The sequence below is a fragment of the Eggerthella sp. BIOML-A4 genome (genome assembly GCF_009875575.1).
GTDB lineage: Bacteria > Actinomycetota > Coriobacteriia > Coriobacteriales > Eggerthellaceae > Eggerthella > Eggerthella lenta.
On record NZ_WWRX01000009.1, the window covers coordinates 62,792 to 79,453 of the forward strand.

The 16,662-nt window shown below is 65.8% G+C and carries 17 protein-coding genes and 1 pseudogene; 10 read left to right on the plus strand and 8 right to left on the minus strand.

Annotated features, from left to right (window positions below; translation table 11 throughout):
- Positions 1-179 precede the first annotated feature (179 nt).
- A pseudogene (locus tag GT613_RS10525) lies at positions 180-329 on the minus strand (hypothetical protein); the annotation flags it as partial.
- Between the two features lie 423 nt (positions 330-752).
- On the opposite strand from GT613_RS10525, the gene thiS reads away from it, so the two are divergent.
- From thiS to GT613_RS10560, 7 genes are read left to right on the plus strand one after another with little or no spacing between them, the layout of a single operon-like run.
- Entirely contained in the window at positions 753-950 is a 198-nt protein-coding gene (gene thiS, locus GT613_RS10530; protein ID WP_009307167.1) for a sulfur carrier protein ThiS, read from the plus strand.
- Positions 950-1,558 (plus strand): sulfur carrier protein ThiS adenylyltransferase ThiF, encoded by a 609-nt coding sequence (gene thiF, locus GT613_RS10535; RefSeq protein WP_009307166.1) that lies wholly within the window; start codon positions 950-952, stop codon positions 1,556-1,558. Before thiS ends, thiF begins: the two co-directional genes overlap by 1 nt.
- Before the next feature lie 42 nt (positions 1,559-1,600).
- Positions 1,601-2,374 (plus strand): thiazole synthase, encoded by a 774-nt coding sequence (locus GT613_RS10540; protein WP_009307165.1) that lies wholly within the window; start codon positions 1,601-1,603, stop codon positions 2,372-2,374.
- An 8-nt stretch (positions 2,375-2,382) separates the two neighbouring features.
- Entirely contained in the window at positions 2,383-3,624 is a 1,242-nt protein-coding gene (gene thiH, locus GT613_RS10545) for a 2-iminoacetate synthase ThiH (protein WP_161172614.1), read from the plus strand.
- Positions 3,611-4,246, plus strand: a complete 636-nt coding sequence (locus tag GT613_RS10550) for a thiamine phosphate synthase (RefSeq protein ID WP_161172615.1) — start codon at positions 3,611-3,613, stop codon at positions 4,244-4,246. Before thiH ends, GT613_RS10550 begins: the two co-directional genes overlap by 14 nt.
- A gap of 53 nt (positions 4,247-4,299) precedes the next feature.
- On the plus strand, positions 4,300-5,499 hold the full coding sequence (locus GT613_RS10555; RefSeq protein ID WP_009307162.1) for a GAF domain-containing sensor histidine kinase: 1,200 nt from the start codon (positions 4,300-4,302) through the stop codon (positions 5,497-5,499).
- The gene (locus GT613_RS10560; protein ID WP_161172616.1) at positions 5,496-6,140 is read left to right on the plus strand and encodes a response regulator transcription factor; all 645 of its coding nucleotides are present in this window, start codon (positions 5,496-5,498) and stop codon (positions 6,138-6,140) included. The genes GT613_RS10555 and GT613_RS10560 overlap by 4 nt, the downstream gene beginning before the upstream one ends.
- Before the next feature lie 78 nt (positions 6,141-6,218).
- On the opposite strand, the gene GT613_RS10565 is transcribed toward GT613_RS10560, so the two are convergent.
- The 6 genes from GT613_RS10565 to GT613_RS10590 form a co-directional block, all read right to left on the minus strand.
- On the minus strand, positions 6,219-7,115 hold the full coding sequence (locus GT613_RS10565) for a 4Fe-4S binding protein (protein ID WP_156732904.1): 897 nt from the start codon (positions 7,113-7,115) through the stop codon (positions 6,219-6,221).
- Positions 7,112-7,369 (minus strand): chaperone NapD, encoded by a 258-nt coding sequence (locus GT613_RS10570; RefSeq protein WP_015760753.1) that lies wholly within the window; start codon positions 7,367-7,369, stop codon positions 7,112-7,114. Before GT613_RS10570 ends, GT613_RS10565 begins: the two co-directional genes overlap by 4 nt.
- Before the next feature lie 121 nt (positions 7,370-7,490).
- Positions 7,491-7,823 (minus strand): hypothetical protein, encoded by a 333-nt coding sequence (locus tag GT613_RS10575; protein ID WP_009307158.1) that lies wholly within the window; start codon positions 7,821-7,823, stop codon positions 7,491-7,493.
- A gap of 10 nt (positions 7,824-7,833) precedes the next feature.
- Positions 7,834-10,398, minus strand: a complete 2,565-nt coding sequence (locus GT613_RS10580) for a molybdopterin-dependent oxidoreductase (protein WP_161172617.1) — start codon at positions 10,396-10,398, stop codon at positions 7,834-7,836.
- A 100-nt stretch (positions 10,399-10,498) separates the two neighbouring features.
- Entirely contained in the window at positions 10,499-11,113 is a 615-nt protein-coding gene (locus tag GT613_RS10585; RefSeq protein ID WP_161172618.1) for a 4Fe-4S dicluster domain-containing protein, read from the minus strand.
- A gap of 223 nt (positions 11,114-11,336) precedes the next feature.
- The gene (locus tag GT613_RS10590; protein WP_015760750.1) at positions 11,337-12,119 is read right to left on the minus strand and encodes a hypothetical protein; all 783 of its coding nucleotides are present in this window, start codon (positions 12,117-12,119) and stop codon (positions 11,337-11,339) included.
- Positions 12,120-12,492: 373 nt separating this feature from the next.
- Here GT613_RS10590 and GT613_RS10595 point away from each other — a divergent pair, with 373 nt between their 5' ends.
- Positions 12,493-13,602, plus strand: coding sequence for a TerC family protein (locus GT613_RS10595; RefSeq protein ID WP_009307154.1), 1,110 nt, complete (start codon positions 12,493-12,495; stop codon positions 13,600-13,602).
- 93 nt (positions 13,603-13,695) lie between these two features.
- Here GT613_RS10595 and GT613_RS10600 read toward each other — a convergent pair whose 3' ends face one another.
- Positions 13,696-14,607, minus strand: a complete 912-nt coding sequence (locus GT613_RS10600; protein WP_009307153.1) for a diacylglycerol kinase family protein — start codon at positions 14,605-14,607, stop codon at positions 13,696-13,698.
- 75 nt (positions 14,608-14,682) lie between these two features.
- On the opposite strand from GT613_RS10600, the gene rnd reads away from it, so the two are divergent.
- Both rnd and GT613_RS10610 read left to right on the plus strand, forming a co-directional pair.
- Entirely contained in the window at positions 14,683-15,828 is a 1,146-nt protein-coding gene (gene rnd, locus GT613_RS10605) for a ribonuclease D (protein WP_009307152.1), read from the plus strand.
- 158 nt (positions 15,829-15,986) lie between these two features.
- Positions 15,987-16,658: a zinc metallopeptidase gene (locus GT613_RS10610; protein ID WP_009307151.1), complete on the plus strand. Its 672-nt coding sequence runs from the start codon at positions 15,987-15,989 to the stop codon at positions 16,656-16,658.
- Positions 16,659-16,662: the final 4 nt, after the last annotated feature.

Consider the following 16,662-nt stretch of genomic DNA (forward strand, 5'->3'; position numbering starts at 1 on the left):
GATGCGGGGAGGGGGCGATGCGCGTGCGTTTGTGCAGGTCGGATGTTCTCGGCATGTCGGAGGCGGCGGCACCGGTTACCAAACCCCTTGATTCCTGCCGTACGCAGAGGTTTTCGTCGTCATCGCGGCCCCTGCGGGGCCGGCAGCGTGCCGGACTTGCTGCCGGCCCTGGCGTTCGGTCAGTCTTCCAGTTTGGTGAACTCGTGGTGTCCGCAGTTGGGACATGCGGGAAGGGCTTCGGCATCGCTCGTGATGCGAACGACGTAGCCGCAGTTGTCGCAGCGGTAGCGTCCCGCGCCCGGCTTGTCGCCTGTCTTGTACTTCATGGACGTCTCCTTATCTGATCGTCGGTTGCCTTGGTCCGTTCAGCGTACCGCAGGGCGTCGGCTGGTCGGTTGCGGCGGCGCAACGGTTCTCTATCCGCTCGTTTGCGCGGCATGGCGGCCGTGTTGCTGACAGCGCGCATGCGCATCATCGCCCGAAAAACACGGAATCGAGCGCGAAAGCGTGTTTTTCGGGCGATGATGCGCCATCGGGCAGCCGCCTTGCGCCCCATCCCGCTGCATCTTGCGCCCGCCGCTTACCGGCGGGGCGTTGCGGGGGCGGGCGACTTCGGATATCCTAGCCGTCGTGAGAGTACGCAAGCGCGTACGAAGGGGCGCACCACCTCGGGTGCGATTTGCTTCGTGCGCGCTTTTTTCGTGCCCGGAGGCCGGCGGATGCGCCGGCGGGGGCGGAAAGGAGGGCGAGACGTGGCGCAGGTGAACGGACGGGCGCGGCCCGAGGCGGACGGTTCGACGCTCGCGCAGCTGCTGGAGCGCGACGGCTTCGACGCCGCGCGCGTGGCGTGCGAGCTGAACGGGGCCATCGTGCCGCGCGACGCGTACGCGGCCACGGTGCTGCGGGCAGGCGACGTGCTGGAAGTGGTCCGCTTCGTGGGAGGCGGCTGATGGACGCGCTTTCGAGCCGCATCGGAGAAGAGGCGCGCGTGAGGCTGGCGGCGGCGCGCGTGGGCGTGGCGGGGTTGGGCGGCCTGGGGTCGCACATCGCCGTGATGCTGGCGCGCTCGGGGGTGGGCGCGCTGCACCTCGTGGACTTCGACCTCGTGGACGAGTCCAACCTCAACCGCCAGCACTACTTCCGCGAGCATATCGGCCGGCCGAAGACCGAGGCGCTGGCCGAGCAGCTGCTGCGCATCGACCCGGGCATCGAGCTTACGCTCGACCGCGTGCGGGTGGATGCCGGCAACGCGGCGGCGCTGTTTGCGGGCGAGCGCATCGTGTGCGAGGCCTTCGACGACCCCCGCTGCAAAGCCGACCTCGTGAACGCGCTGCTGACGGAGGCGTCGAATACCGTGGTGGTGGCGGGCAGCGGCATGGCGGGTGCGGGACCGGCCGACGCGCTGGTCACGCGGCGCGTGGGGCGGCGGCTGTTCGTGTGCGGCGACGGCGAGGCCGACGTGGCCGACGAGGCGCTCTTCGCCCCGCGGGTGGCTCTGTGCGCGGCGCAGCAGGCGCTCGTCGTCGTGCGCCTCGTGCTGGGACTCGAAGGAAACTGACGGAAGCAACGGGCCGCAGAGGGCGGTCGGGAAGGGATATCCATGGCATACGAACCGGATACTTGGTCGCTGGGCGACCGGACGTTCACCTCGCGCTTCATCCTGGGGTCGGGGAAGTTCAACCTCGACCTCGTGGAGGCGGCCGTGCGCGATGCGGGCGCCGAGATCGTCACCTTGGCCGTGCGTCGCGCGAACACGGGGCAGGACGGAAGCATCCTTGACGCCATTCCCGAGGGCGTGACGCTGCTGCCGAACACATCGGGGGCGCGCACGGCCGACGAGGCGGTGCGCATCGCGCGGCTGGCGCGGGCGATGGGATGCGGCGACTTCGTGAAGGTGGAGGTCATCCGCGACGCGGCCTATCTCATGCCCGACAACGCCGAGACGGTGCGCGCAACGGCGCAACTGGCCGAGGAGGGCTTCGTCGTGCTTCCCTACATGTTCCCCGACCTCGTCTGCGCGCGCGACCTGGTACGCGCGGGCGCGGCGGCCGTCATGCCGCTGGCGGCGCCCATCGGGTCGAACAAGGGGCTGGCCGCGCGCGACTTCATCAAGATCATCGTCGACGAGGTGGACGTGCCCGTCATCGTGGACGCGGGCATCGGCCGGCCCTCGCAGGCGTGCGAGGCCATGGAGCTGGGCGCGGCCGCGGTCATGGCGAACACCGCGGTGGCCACGGCGGGCGACGTCCCCCTCATGGCGGCCGCGTTCAAACGCGCCGTGGAGGCGGGGCGCGCGGGATACCGAGCCGGCATGGGGCGCGTGCTCGACCGCGCCGAGGCCTCGTCGCCCCTCACCGGGTTCCTCGCGGATTAGGAGGGGTCATGACGCAAGCAGGCACCCGCTCCGCAACGCCCTCGGCGGTCCCGCGCTTCACGCGCCTCGAGGCGGTGGACCCCGCCGACGTGGCGCGCGATCGCGGCATCGACCCTATGGCTTACCTTCCGGACATGGACGTCACCGACTCGCCCGTGCTCGACGAGCTGCTGGCACGCGCGGCGGCGTTCGACTTCGACGCGGCGACCGAGGCCGACGTGCGCGCCGCGCTCGCGGCCGACCGCCTTTCCCCCGAGGGCTTCGGCGCGCTGCTGTCGCCCGCCGCCGAGCCGTTGCTGGAAGAGCTGGCCGCCGCCGCCCGCCGCGCGCGGCGGCGCTGGTTCGGCAGCACGGCGTACCTGTTCACGCCGCTGTACCTGGCGAACTACTGCGACAACCACTGCGTGTACTGCGGCTTCAACCGCGACAACGACATCTGCCGCGCCCGTCTCGACCGCGCGGGCATCGTCGCCGAGCTCGACGCCATCGCGGCGACGGGGCTCGAGGAGATCCTGCTGCTCACGGGCGAAGACCGCGCGCGCACCGACCCCTCCTACATCGGCAAGGCGTGCAAGATTGCCGCCGAGCGCTTCCGCATGGTGGGCGTGGAGGTGTACCCCATGAACGAGGACGAATACGCCTACCTGCACGGATGCGGCGTCGATTACGTCACGGTGTTCCAGGAGACCTACGACCCCGCGCTCTACGGCAAGCTGCACCTGGCGGGGCGCAAGCGGGTGTTCCCGTACCGCGCGAACGCCCAGGAGCGCGCGCTGAGGGGCGGCATGCGGGGCGCGGCGTTCGGCGCCCTCTTGGGCCTCGGCGACTTCCGGCGCGACGCGTTCGCGTGCGGACTGCACGCATGGCTTGTGCAGCGCGCCTACCCGCACGCCGAGCTGTCGCTGTCGTGCCCGCGCCTGCGCCCCATCGCCGGGAACGGGTCGCTGGGGCCGCGCGGCGTGGGCGAGCGCCAGCTGCTGCAGGTGATGTGCGCCTACCGGCTGCTGCTGCCGCAGGCGGGCATCACCATCTCGTCGCGCGAGCGCGCGGGCTTCCGCGACCAGGTCATGGGCATCGCCGCCACGAAGATATCCGCCGGCGTGTCCACGGGCGTCGGCGAGCATGCGGACGGATCGACTGCGGGCGACGACCAGTTCGAGATCGCCGACGGCCGCGACGTGGCGCAGGTGCGCACCGCGCTGCGCGGCGTCGGCCTCGAGCCGGTGATGAACGACTATGTTCGCCTGTGAGCCCTCGGCGGCGGACCCGACGTTTCGGCGCGTGTTCGTCACCGACCGCCTCCGCTGCGCTCTCCCGTTGCCGCAGCAGACGGCGTTCCTCGCGGAGTCGGGCGCCATCGACGCGGTCATCCTGCGCGAGAAGGACCTCGACGATGCCGCCTACGAGCTCCTCGCTGCGGAGATGGCCGCCATCTGCGCGCGCTGCGGCATCGCCTTCGTCGCGCACTCCCACGTGGAGGCGGCGCGCCGCCTCGGTTGCGCCGCCGTGCACCTGCCGCTGCCGCTGCTGCGCGCGCAGGGCCGTCCCGACGGGTTCGCGTGGGTGGGTACGAACGTCCACGAGGCCGACGAGGTGGCCGAGGCCGAGGTTCTGGGAGCCGACGTTCTCGTCGCGAGCCCCGTGTTCGCGCCTTCGTGCAAGCCGGCGTCCACGGCGCGAGGGTTGCCCTTCCTGCGCGCCGTGCTGGATCGCGCGCATGCGCCCGTGTTCGCGCTCGGCGGCATCACCGACGAGAACGAGCGTCTGATCAGGGAAGCAGGGGCCGCGGGAGCGTGCCGCATGGCGGATTATGCGCGTCGTCGAGGCGTTCGGCAAGCCGCCCCGTGCAAATACGAGCGAAGTAGGGGATAATAGACCGTCGACGAGCGAACGAGCGGATCGGCAACGGGAACGGGGGAGACGCGGTGGGAGCGTCCAATTTCAGCGAGCGGGAGCTGGCGGGCGCGTGCGAGAAGTACGCGCGTGCGGTGAACGACATCAAAGATCGGTACGGGTTCGATTTCGTGTCTATCGGGTTGACGGCGTTCATCGGCGCGCCGCTCAAGTGGATATACAGCGCAGGCGCTACCGGCGAGCGCCATCGCCGCATCGTGCTGGCACCGGGGCACGGCATCGGCGGCATCACCATCAAGGCGGGCAAGCCCATGATGTTCACGAACATCGACGAGGAGATCGACCCGCGCGAGTACTCGTCGTACCCTATCGTGTTCGCCGAGGATCTGCATAGCTTCTGCGCGTTGCCGCTCACGCGCGACGGGCGCGTGGTCGCCGTGCTGCTGTGCGCGTTCCGCACGGTGAGCGATCGGCACGAAGCGGCGTACCGCCAGGTCATCGACGATCTGGACGGCACCTTGTGCGATTTGGACGTCGTTTCCGACGACTTCATGGATTTCGAAAGAATCGCGGTGGAGAAACGCGCCGACGATCAGAAGAACCCTATCTTCATCCGCTCGGAGCTTGCGCGCGTCATCGCCGCTCAGGAGGACGAGCGCAAGCGCATCTCGCGCGAGCTGCACGACGGCATAGCGCAGGAGCTGCTGACGCTGTCGTTCGTGTTCAAGCGCCTTGTCGCGCATGTTGACGAAGAGGGCTACGAGCTGCTGGCGGAAGCGAACAACGATCTTGCCAACGTGCTTGACGAGCTGCACAACCTGTCGGTGCAGCTGCGACCTTCGGCTCTCGACCATCTTGGTTTCGTTGCGGCTCTGCGCTCGCAGGCTGCCGTGTTCGAGCGCACGTACGGCAACGAGATCGTGTTCGAGGGCAGCCTGTCGTGCGATCGCTTCGATCAGGCTCTCGAGACGCAGGCGTACCGCATCTGCCAGGAGGCCATCCTGAACGCCTGCAAGTACTCGGGTTCCGAGAAGGTGATCGTCCGGCTCGAGGATTCGGCCGGATGGCTGCATGTGAGCGTGATCGACCACGGATGCGGCTTCGACACCGAGCAGCCGGAGATCAAGGGGAGCGGCTGCGGTCTCGTAGGCATGCAGGAGCGCGCGAGCGTCATCGGCGCCCGGCTCGCGATGGAATCCGACGAGCATGGCACGAAGATGACGCTGGTTGCGCCGATGCACGTGGCGGAAGGCAAGGAGGCGGGCGCATGATCAGAGTAATGCTGGCGGACGACCACGAAGTGGTACGCGTGGGTTTCAGGATGATACTCGAGCAGGATCCCGACGTGCGGGTGGTGGCCGAGGCAGCCGACGGCGCGCAGGCTTACGCCATCGTGGCGCGCGAGAAACCGGACATCCTGCTCATGGACATCTCCATGCCCCCGGGGCAGAGCGGGCTGGTGGCCTGCGAGAAGATCGCGAAGGACTTCCCCGGCACGAAGGTGGTCATCCTCACGATGTTCGCCGAACCGGAGTACCTCTTCTACACGCTACGCGGGGGAGCGGCGGGCTACGTGCTGAAGAACTCGACGTCGGAAGAGCTGATCGCCGCCGTCCATGCGGTGGCCGAGGGCGGCAGCTACATCCATCCGAAGATCACGGCCATGCTCACCAAGCAGCTTGTGGCCGGAGGAGAGGAAGAGGATCGCTCCTACCAGCAGCTCTCGAACCGCGAGCTGGAGATCCTCCAGCTTCTGGCCAAGGGCTTCACGAACAAGGAGATATCCGAGCAGATATTCCTCTCGGTCAAGACGGTGGAGGCCCACCGTTCGAAGATATACCAGAAGCTGGGCCTGAAGACCCGCGCCGATTTGGTGGACTACGCCCTCAGGCACAAGCTGCTGAACGTGTAAAGGGGAAGGCGGCGCGCGCGAAAGGTGGGGCCTCTGGTGCATCGCGAAGCCGCGCGATGCACCAGAGGCCGCACCGGATCATTCCTCGCCATTCGGGGCGGCCGGCTTGGAGGCGCGTCCCAGGGTGAACGACAGGGCGCGCGTGGGGCAGGCGTCGATGCACGAACCGCAGGCCATGCAGTCGCCGGCCCGCACGATCGCGTCGCATCCGTCGAGCGCTGGCTCGAGGATCGCGGGATCGGACAGGCATGCATGCTTGCACGCGTCGCAGTGAATGCAGGCTGCGGGATCGATCTTCACGTTTACCTGGCCGAATCGGCCAAGCGCCTCGTAGAAGCCGCCCAGCGGGCACAGCGAGCGGCACCACACGCGATGGCCCCAGAACAGTTCCGTCAGCACGATGGCCAGCAACACCCAAACGCCTGTCACGGCACCGAAGAGGATGCCCTTGTTGACGGCGCTTATGGGTGAGAACGCCTCGAACACCGGCACGCCGGTCAGCGCTGACAGGCCCAGCACGGCAAGGGCTATCCACAGCTTCGCATGGCGCGGCACCGGCATCTCGCGCACGTCGATGCGCAGCTTGCGGCGAGCGAAGTCCACGATCTCGAGGAGCAGGTTCACCGGGCACACCCATCCGCAGAACGCCCGGCCTCGGATCAGCCCGTACACGATGAGCACCGGCAGCGCGGCCAGCAGCCAATCGAGCTCGAACGTTTTGGAGGCGGCGATGACCTGCAGAGCGCCGAAGGGGTCGAGGATGTCGAGACCCCCGATGGACGAGGAGGACAGGCTGCCGAAGAAGGGAAGCTGGGCGGGGGTCGCCGCGGCGTCGTCGCCGCCGACGGACGTTCCGAACAGGCTCCATCCGGCCGCAAGCACCGGGGCGGCGAACAGCACGAGAGCCGCCGCCTGCACGGCATGGCGCAGCCAGGACCAGCGAAACGCGCGCCGCGTGTCCGAAGCTTCGCTCATCGCGTACCGGCCTCGGCCAGCGTGGGATCGTCCTCGAAGTTAGCGTACACGAGGTTGATGCCGGTCACGCCTTCGATGCCGATGAAGCCGCTCGCGATGTCGTGCGAGTCGTCCACGGTGTCGGCCTCGATGGTGACGACGATCTTGTGCCCGTTCGTCTCGTGCACCTCGACGCCTTCGCGCAGCGCCAGCTCCCGGGCCACGTCATCGGTGCGATCGGGCATCGTTTCCACGACCAAACTCGAAATAACCATGATGGGTTCCTCACGTTCGTTCTTCTTATCCTCCGAGGGCCCGCCCCCTTGGAAGGAGGGGGCGGGGCGAGGAGGGAGGGCGGACGCGCGACGCTCCGTCCGCCGGGTAGGCACGTATCTCTTACGCCTGCGCGTGGCAGGTGATGCACTGCTCGTGCGTCGGGTCCATTTCCAGGGAACCCGCGTCGCCGCCCGCGTAGTGGTCGGCGGGCAGGGCGGTTGCGTCGGCCAGCATGGGGTTGGCCTGGTCGTTCGCGCCGTGGCAGCCGTAGCAGCCCGCCGCGCCGAGATTTTCGAAGCGCCCGTCGTGGCTCGTCGGCATCAAAGGCGGGGCGCCGGCGGGCACGTTCGCGTTCACGTCTTCCCTGGGGGCTTCCTGGCTGCAGCCTGCAACCGTGCCCAAGCCCAGCGCCATCACGGCCACGAGGGCGGCGGTTATCATGTGCTTCTTCATCGTCTTCCCCTTAGAGCTTCGTAATGGATACGCAGGTCTTCTTGTAGTCGGGTTCCTTGGACAGCGGGCAGTACACGTCCTGCACCGCCAGGTTCACCAGGGTCTCCTCGGCGAAGAACGGAGCGAACGTCACGCCGGCCGGGGGCTCGGTGCGGCCCGCCGTGGACACCTTGATGTCGAACTCGCCGTACGTCGACTTCACCTTCACCATGTCTCCGTCCTGGATGCCCAGCTTCTTGCAATCGTCCGGGTTCATGTTCAGCAGCGCCTCGGGCAGCGCGCGGTCGAGCTCGGGCACGCGACGGGTCATCGTGCCGGTGTGCCAGTGCTCCAGCAAGCGACCCGTGACGAAGTAGAACGGGTACTCGTCGCTGGGGGTCTGCGCGGGCGGTTCGTAGGGGCGGAACACCACGGACGGCTTCAGGTTGGCGGACTTGTAGAAGCTCACGCCACCGGCCTGTCCGGGCTTGCCGTACTGCTTCACGCCGACCTCGTCGAAGCCCTCGTCCTGCGAGCCCTCGGCGAAGCGCCACTTCGTGGACTTCCAAGTGCCGTTCACGTTGCGCACCGGCCACGTCATGCCGTGGTTGGCAAGGTACTCCTCGTAGGGGGCCAGCTGCTTTGCCTCCATTTTGAGCTTGGCGCCGAACGTGCCGTCGGTATCGTCGTTGATAGCCTTGGCCTTGTCGTTCATCTCGGGGTTCGAGAAGATGCGGTACTCCTCCCACAGCAGGCGGTTCGTCTCGCGGTCGTCATTCTTGAAATCGCGGGCGTTCTTGTCGTAGATGAAGCCGAACAGGTGGTCGAAGGCATCCTCGCTGCCGATCTTCTCGCTATCGAGCACGCGATGCGCTACTTCCATGAACGTCCAGAGGTCCCACTTGGCCTCGCCCGGAGCGTCCACGGCCTTCTCGAAGACGGCGGTGCGGCGCTCGGCGTTGCCGAACTGGCCCTCTCGCTCCACCCACAGCGCCACGGGGAACACGACGTCGGCGTACTGCGTGGACAGGGTGGGATACACCTCGTTGACCACGATGAACGTGTCGAAGATGCCCTTGTTGTCAGCGCCTTCGCCCAGGAAACGGGTGAGGTTCGGCATGGACTGGGCCCAGTTGTTATGGGCGGACCACATGAAGTCGATGTTGCCCTTGGAAAGCTCGCGGAACATCTTCACCGTGTGCATGCCGGGAGCCTTGATCTCGTCGAGGTAGCCTTGCGGGAGATCCCAGATAGCCTCGGTGTAGCGGCGGTGCTGCTCGTTTGCCACCAGGAGGTCGGCCGGCAGGCGGTGGCTGAACGTGCCCACTTCGCGGGCGGTGCCGCAGGCGGTGGGCTGCCCGGTCAGCGAGAAGGGGCCGCAGCCGGGCTGGGCGATCTTGCCGGACAGCAGGTGGACGTTGTAAATGCAATGGTTCATCCATGTGCCGCGGTTGTGCTGGTTCACGCCCATGGTCCACAGCGACATGACCTTCTTGTTCGGGTCCGCGAACACCTCGGCCAGCTCCTTGAGGTCCTCGACGGCCACGCCGGAGAGCTGAGAGGTGTACTCGAAGGTGTAGGGTTCCAGGCGCGCGGCGTACTCCTCGAAGGTGATAGGGCTCACCGCGTCCACCTTCGAGCCGATCTCGCTCTTGTCGTAGCCGTCCTCGAAGGAGTTGCCGATGTCCTCGGTGCCCTGCTTGAACTGCAGGTGGTCGTTCACGAAGGCCTCGTCGTACTTCTTCTCCGACACGAGGTAGTTCGCGATACAGTTCGCGATGGCGAGGTCGGTGTTCGGATGGAAGATCATCGTCTTGTCGGCGCTCGCGCTCGTGCGCGTTCTGATGGTGCCGAGGTCGTAGTGCTTCACGCCCTCGCCCGAGAGCTTGCGGGCCGTCAGGCGCGAGTATAGCATGGGGTGCGCTTCGGCCATGTTGGCGCCCCAGGTGACGAACACGTCGGCTTCGTCGAGGTCGCTGTATGATCCGGCGGGCTCGTCGGTTTGGAACACGTTCATGAACGCCACCACGGCGCTGGCCATGCACAGGCGCGCGTTCGGGTCGACGTTGTTCGAGAGAAGACCGGCTTTGATGAACTTGGCGCAGGCGTAGCCTTCGGTGATGGGCTGCTGGCCGCTCAGCCAGAAGGCCAGGCGCGACTTGTCGTTCTTCCACGTCTCTTTGAGCTTGGAGGACACGAGGTCGAGAGCTTCGTCCCAGCTCGCCTCGCGCAAACCTTCGCCGGTGCCCTTCGTGGACTTGTCCTCGCGGATCATCGGCGTGGTCAGGCGGTCGTCGCCGTACATGATCTTCGCCAAGTAGTAGCCTTTGACGCAGTTGAGACCCTTGTTGGACTCGTTGTCCGGGTCGCCTGTCACGCTGATCAGCTTGTTGTCCTTGACCTCGCAGATGACGCCGCAACCGCAGCCGCAGAAGCGGCACACCGACGTGTACTTCTGTCCGTCGCCCGAAGCGGCGGTCGTCGATTGGCCTTCGCCGCTTGCGCATCCCACGAGCGACGACATGGTGCCTGCCGCCGCCGCGCTCGCCAGCGCTACTGCCGTGGCCTTGACGAATCCTCGTCTTGAGATGTCCATGACATCCCTCCTTTTCCTCCCGTTACCCATTGCTATGTCCTAAACCTCCAACGGTTTGGCAGCTTGTTCAGGGGAGCTCGGCGCAGCTGCGCCGAGCTCGTCATGCCGAGGGCTCGATGCCGCCCGCCCGCTCCCCGTCGCTTGCGATGCGGATGGCCACCCGGGGCTCGCTGACCACGCAACGTTCCACGCATAGGCCGCATCCCACGCACTTGTCCTCGTCGATGACGGGGGCGAACACGGAGTGGATGGCATCGCCTTCGCGCAGGCGGTAGTCGATGACGATAGCTTCGTCGATGAGAGGGCAGGTGCGGTAGCATACTTCGCAGCGCATGCCCTGGAATGCGATGCATAGATCCTCGTCGATGACGGCGATGCCCATCTTCACGTCGGAGCGGGTTTTGATGTCGCGCAGCGCGTTCGTGGGACAGGCCTCGACGCAGGGAAAATCCTCGCATAGGCGGCAGGCCTGGGCGCGCGCATCGATCATCGGCGTTCCCACGGCGGTTCCTGCGTCGTCGCGTGCCGGCTTGATAGCGATATAGGGGCAGGCCTCCATGCATTTCCCGCACTTGACGCAGCGCGAAGCGAAGTCTTTCTCGCCATGCGCTCCGGGGGGCCGCAGCAGATCGGCTTCGCCATGGGAGGCGTAGAGCGCCGCCTGGAATGCCACCAAGGCTGCCGATGCACCCGCTATGACGCTCGATACTTTCATGAAATCTCCTCTTCCTTGCTCCGTATCATGCGCTCGAGCAGGTCATATGCCTATCGGGGTATATCCGAGGGCGCGTGAGGATAAACCCGACGCGGGGCAAGGGTTTTATACTGTTTTTAGAAAAGAATAATATTGAGGTGGAGAAACAAAGCGCCCCGCATCGTCGAAAGCGATGCGGGGCGCGAATGTTCGAATGCTCGAATGCGAGGATGGAAGCGTGCGGCTAGGAGCTCAGGCGAACGCCGACGTACACGGCGGTTTCGGGCAGGCCCGAGATGTCGTACATCTCGGACAAAGGGAGAGCCGAGACCTTCCATGTGTACGCGGTCCCGTCGACGTCGACCGTGCCCTGCTTGAACGTGTTGCCCACTTCGTCCACGCCCATGCCGTCCTCGGCGATGGTGGCCGGATCGAAGCCCTCGGCGGCGATGGCGGCGTCAATGGCGGCATCGAGGCTGCCCGAAGAGAAATCGGCGTAGCGCAGTCGCATGGACGTGCCGTCGCTGCGGTCGGCGTCGAGCGTCCACGAACCGTTGAGCAGCAAGGCCGCCTCGCTTGCGGAAAGCTTGGACACGCCTTTGTTGTACATCAGTCCCGCGTCGAGCTCGCTCACGTCGGACGGAAGCTTGATCAGCTCGAGGGCGGCTTCCGGATCGTCCGACATGCCTCCCTTGTCGATGACGGTAAGGCCTGCATCGGCGACGGCCTGCTTGATCTCGTCGTCGTTCAGCGTGATGTAGGATGTGAGCGCCGGCAGGTCGTAGGACACCTCGCGCGACAGGTTCTCCTCGACGCTGGCTTGCGCGCGAGCCGTGCCGCCCCTCACCGCGTCTAGGACGTTGAACAGCAGGTAGCCGCCGATAAGGGCTGCGACCAGGACGAAGGCGAACATGATGGCGATTTGCGGCCTCGGCATGTCGAGCGGGCGACGAAGGCCGCTGTCATCCAGATAGCGCACGGGGCCGTCCGTGTCCGCGTATTCGTTTCTGCGTGATTTGAATAGCATTGCGTCTCCTGCGACGATGTGCATGATCGGCGCGCAACCCACGTTGCGCTCTGCGCATTATAGCATTGCCCGCCGCGCCCCGCGTGCAAGCGCCTGCGACAACGCGATATGTACGCGTTGTGTTGAATTACGGTTTCGGTCATTATGGAGTTCCTGCGTCGTGGTAGGATACCAGACGCCCGTGGGGGAGTAGTTGGCTTGCGTTTCGAAAGCGCAAGCGGCACGATCAACATCATGGCCGAAAGGCCTGGCGTGTCTTAAATAACGAGACTCATGGCGCGGTCCGCTCTCATGCGGCCGCGCCATGAGTCTTTTTTTATGGACGTCCCCCGCGCGGAACAGACGAGGAACTCGAAGAAGGAGCTTGCAACCCGTGGACCTATCAATCTTCGCGTCACCCGAGGCATGGATCAGCCTGGTCAGCCTCATCTTCCTGGAAATCGTGCTCGGCGTGGACAACCTGGTGTTCATATCGATCACGACGAACCGTCTGCCCGAGGACAAGCAGCATATCGGCCGTAAGCTCGGCCTGGCCGGCGCCCTGGTCATGCGCATCCTGTTTCTGTGCTTCGCATCGTTCCTCGTGCACATGACCGCGCCGCTGTTCACCATCGACCTCGGGCCTTACGCGCACGGATTCTCGGTGCGCGACCTCGTGCTGCTCGTCGGCGGCGGCTACCTTATATACAAGGGTATCGCCGAGCTGCGCGACACGCTCAAGCTGACCGAGCTCAAAGCCGAGCACTGCGAGGAACACAAAGCGCTGCACCGTATCGCGCTGCCGCAGGCCGTGGGCACCATCATGGTCATGGATCTCGTCTTTTCCATCGACTCGGTCATCACGGCCGTGGGCATGGCCGACCACCTCATCATCATGATCATCGCCGTCATGCTGGCCGTGTTCCTCATGATGATCTTCATCGACCCCATCTCGAACTTCATCAACGGCCACCCCGAGATGAAGATGCTCGCGCTCACGTTCATCGTGGCCATCGGCGGCCTGCTGGTCATCGACAGCGCGGGCTTCCATACCGGCATCGAGCTTCTGCATATGCCGCTCGAGAAGCTGATCGTGTACTTCGCCATGGTGTTCTGCATCGTGCTCGAGCTCATCCAGATGCGCTACAACGCCAACTTCCTCGCGTGGCGCAAGGATCGTTGGAAGAACGAGACTGCCGCGCAGATCGACAGCGTGCGCGCCGAGATGATGGAGCAGATGAAGCGCGAGGACGCCCGGCCGCAAGATGCGGACGCGTCCGGCGTTTCGGACGCTCGTCCCGAGCGCATCACGCCGGTCATCATCGGAAACAACGTATACGTCATGATGCCCATGGCGGGAGAGGACGCCGCGTCGTTCAAGGAGCTGATGGCGACTTCCGACACGGCGAACGCTGCGTTCGGCCAACCGCTCGAGATCGGCGCGCAGGTGGAAGACGTCCCCGCATCGGAAGATCCGTCCTACGAGGTCCCGGAAGGGAAGTAGCGCTTGTCGGAAAGGGGCCTGCAGGCCCCTTTCCGTTCGGTTTGATGCCTGTTCGTCGATGTCGGACGAAGGCGATTCTCGTCGGACAGTTCCCTATTCGACGGCGAACAGGTCGTAGCCTTCCTCGCTCACGAAGAAGCGCGCTGCGCGCGGCAGGATGCGCGCCGAGAACGGGGTCATGAGGCGCGTCGCCTCGCCGTCGTACTGCACCTCCATGGGCGGGTCGGCTTCCACGCGCACCGTGCGTGCCCGGTGGATTTCCAGCGCGCCCGTGCGGTCGGGAAAGTCGCCGCCGCGGTCGAGGAGGCCGGCCAGCACCGCCGGAATCAGCTCGAAGGCGGTTTTCGCCTTGAGCACCACCACGTTGAACTCGCCGTCTCGCGGCTCGTTGTCGTGCGTTACCGTGATGTCGAACTGGATCTTCGAGAAATTCACGAGCAAGATGCCAAGCCCGTCGCTCTCCAGGCGCTCGCCATCGAGGTCGAGGATGAAATGCGATTTCTGCGGCATGGGGTTCGCGATGGCCGCCGATAGGTAGGCCATGGGACCGAACAGGCGCTTGCCCGCTTCGGCGCCGTGCATGATGGCCGCGTCGTAGCCCGCACCCGCCATGATGCCGAAGCCGAACTTGCGGCCTTCGACTTCGATCTCGCCGAGGTCGAAGTCGAGCGTGCGGCCCTCGCGCACCATCTTCGCCAGCGCGTGGGGCTCCATGGGGGAGGCCAAGTTGAGCGCAAGCAGGTTCGCGGTGCCGGCTGGGAAGGGCAGGACGGGGATGCCCGAGTCGGCGAGCATGTAGCTGACCGTGGCCACGGTGCCGTCGCCGCCGCTTGCGATGACGGCGTCGAACGACGCGGCGTCGTCCAGAAGGGTGCTCACTCCGGTGGTTCCGTCCGTCGAGCGCAAGCATGCCTCGTCGCCGTCCTGCATGAACGAGCGTACGAAGTCGTACACGGCTCCTTCGCCGAAGCCGGAGGAGAGGTTGTTGATGACGAGCAGTTTCACCGGTTCCCTTTCCGATCGTTTGCTATGATGGCATGGTACAACATGAACCGAGAAACACAAGGTAAGGAACACCGGGTGTACATAGCAAACCAAGAAAACCTCGCGGCGTTCGCGGAGCGCGCCATGCATTCCAGCGTGCTGGCCATCGATACGGAGTTTCTGCGCGAGAAGACCTACTATGCGAAGCTATGCCTGATCCAGCTCGCGACCGACGATGAGACGGCCATCGTCGATCCGTTCGCCGTCGACGATCTGAAGGTACTCGCGCCCGTGCTGCGCAACGAGAACGTTATGAAGCTGTTCCATGCAGGCAACCAGGATCTGGAGATCCTGCTGCGAGAGGTGGGCGTGCTGCCGCATCCCCTGTTCGACACGCAGGTGGCCGCCGCGCTCCTGGGCCATACGCAGCAGATCGGCTACGCGGCGCTCGTGCATGCCGAGTGCGGCGTGACGTTGAAGAAAATCGACTCGTTCACCGATTGGTCGCGTCGTCCGCTGTCCGATTCGCAGTTGGAGTACGCGGCCGACGACGTGGTGTATCTGCCGCGCATGTACGAGCGCATGCGGGCGCAGCTCGTGGAGCTGGGGCGACTGTCATGGCTCGATCGCGACTTCGAGGATTTGGCGGATCCGGCGCGCTACGCTGCCAACGAGCGCGAGCGCTACAAGCGGCTCAAACGCGTGTCCCAGCTGTCGCGCCGTCAGCTGTCGGCCGCGCGCGAGGTAGCGGCCTGGCGCGAGCTTGAAGCGCAGCGACGCGACGTGCCCCGCAAGTGGGTGGTCACCGACGAGCAGATCGTGGAGGCCTGCAAGCGCGAGCCCCGTTCCATCGACGACCTGTTCATGGTGCGCGGGCTGTCCGACCGCCTCTCCACGAAGGACGCGCGCACCGTGGTGTCGCTGATCGCGTCCGCGTTGGACGCGTCTCCCGACACCTGGCCAGAGCCTGATCGCTGCGGCAAGAACGAGCCGAACGTCGACGCGGAGCTGGATCTCATGTGCGCGCTCGTGCGGCTGCGCGCGAAGCAGAACGGCGTGGCGTTCCCCACGCTGGCCAGCCATGACGACCTGGCGCGCGTCGCGCGCGGGTACCGCGAGGGCGTCGATCTTCTGCGCGGTTGGCGTCGTGCGCTCGTGGGAGAGGAGCTGCTGGAGCTTCTGGAAGGCAGGCTCGCGCTCAGCATCGACGGCTCCGAGCTGCGCGTGGAGCATCGGAGTTGAGCGCCTCCGGCGTCTCGGCGCCGTCAGTTACGAATCTTTCGCGCTGAATCCATGACGGTTTCGAGGCGATCATCTGTTTCATTATAGAATAGCGGGGAACGAAAACGATGCGGACGAGAGCGTTCGCGCATGCAACCTTCTGAAGGAGTGTTACACCCATGTTCGGATTGAGCAACGGATACCTGCTGCTGATCGTCGTCACGCTGGCCATCGGCGGCCTTGCAACCTGGTACGTGAACTCCCAGCTTAAGAAATACACGCACGTGCCCATATCCACGGGCCTCACCGGCGCCGAGGCTGCGCGCCGCATGCTCATGTATTACGGCATCGGCGACGTCGAGGTGCATCGCGGCGGTCCCGGCCAGGACTTCTTCGACCCGCGGACGAACTCCGTCACGCTGTCGCCCGACGCCTACGCCGGCCGCTCCATCACGGCCACGGCCACGGCGTGCCACGAGGTGGGCCACGCCTGCCAGTACGCGCAAGGCTACGCTCCCATGAAGATCCGCGGCGCGCTGGTGCCTGTGGTGAACCTGGCGTCGAACGCGTGGATCTTCCTGTTGATGATGGGCATCTTCCTGAACATCGCCGGCCTCACCACGGCCGCCATCGTCATGTACGCCGCGGTGGTCATCTTCCAGCTGGTCACGTTGCCGGTGGAGTTCAACGCCTCGCAGCGCGCGATGGCCTACATGAACACGACGGGCCTGCCCCAGGCCGAGCAGGCGGGCTCGTTCAACGTGCTGCGCGCCTGCGCCCTCACCTACGTGGCGGCCGCCCTCACCTCCATCCTGCAGCTGCTGTGGCTGCTCGGCCAGCGCCGGGACTAGCGGC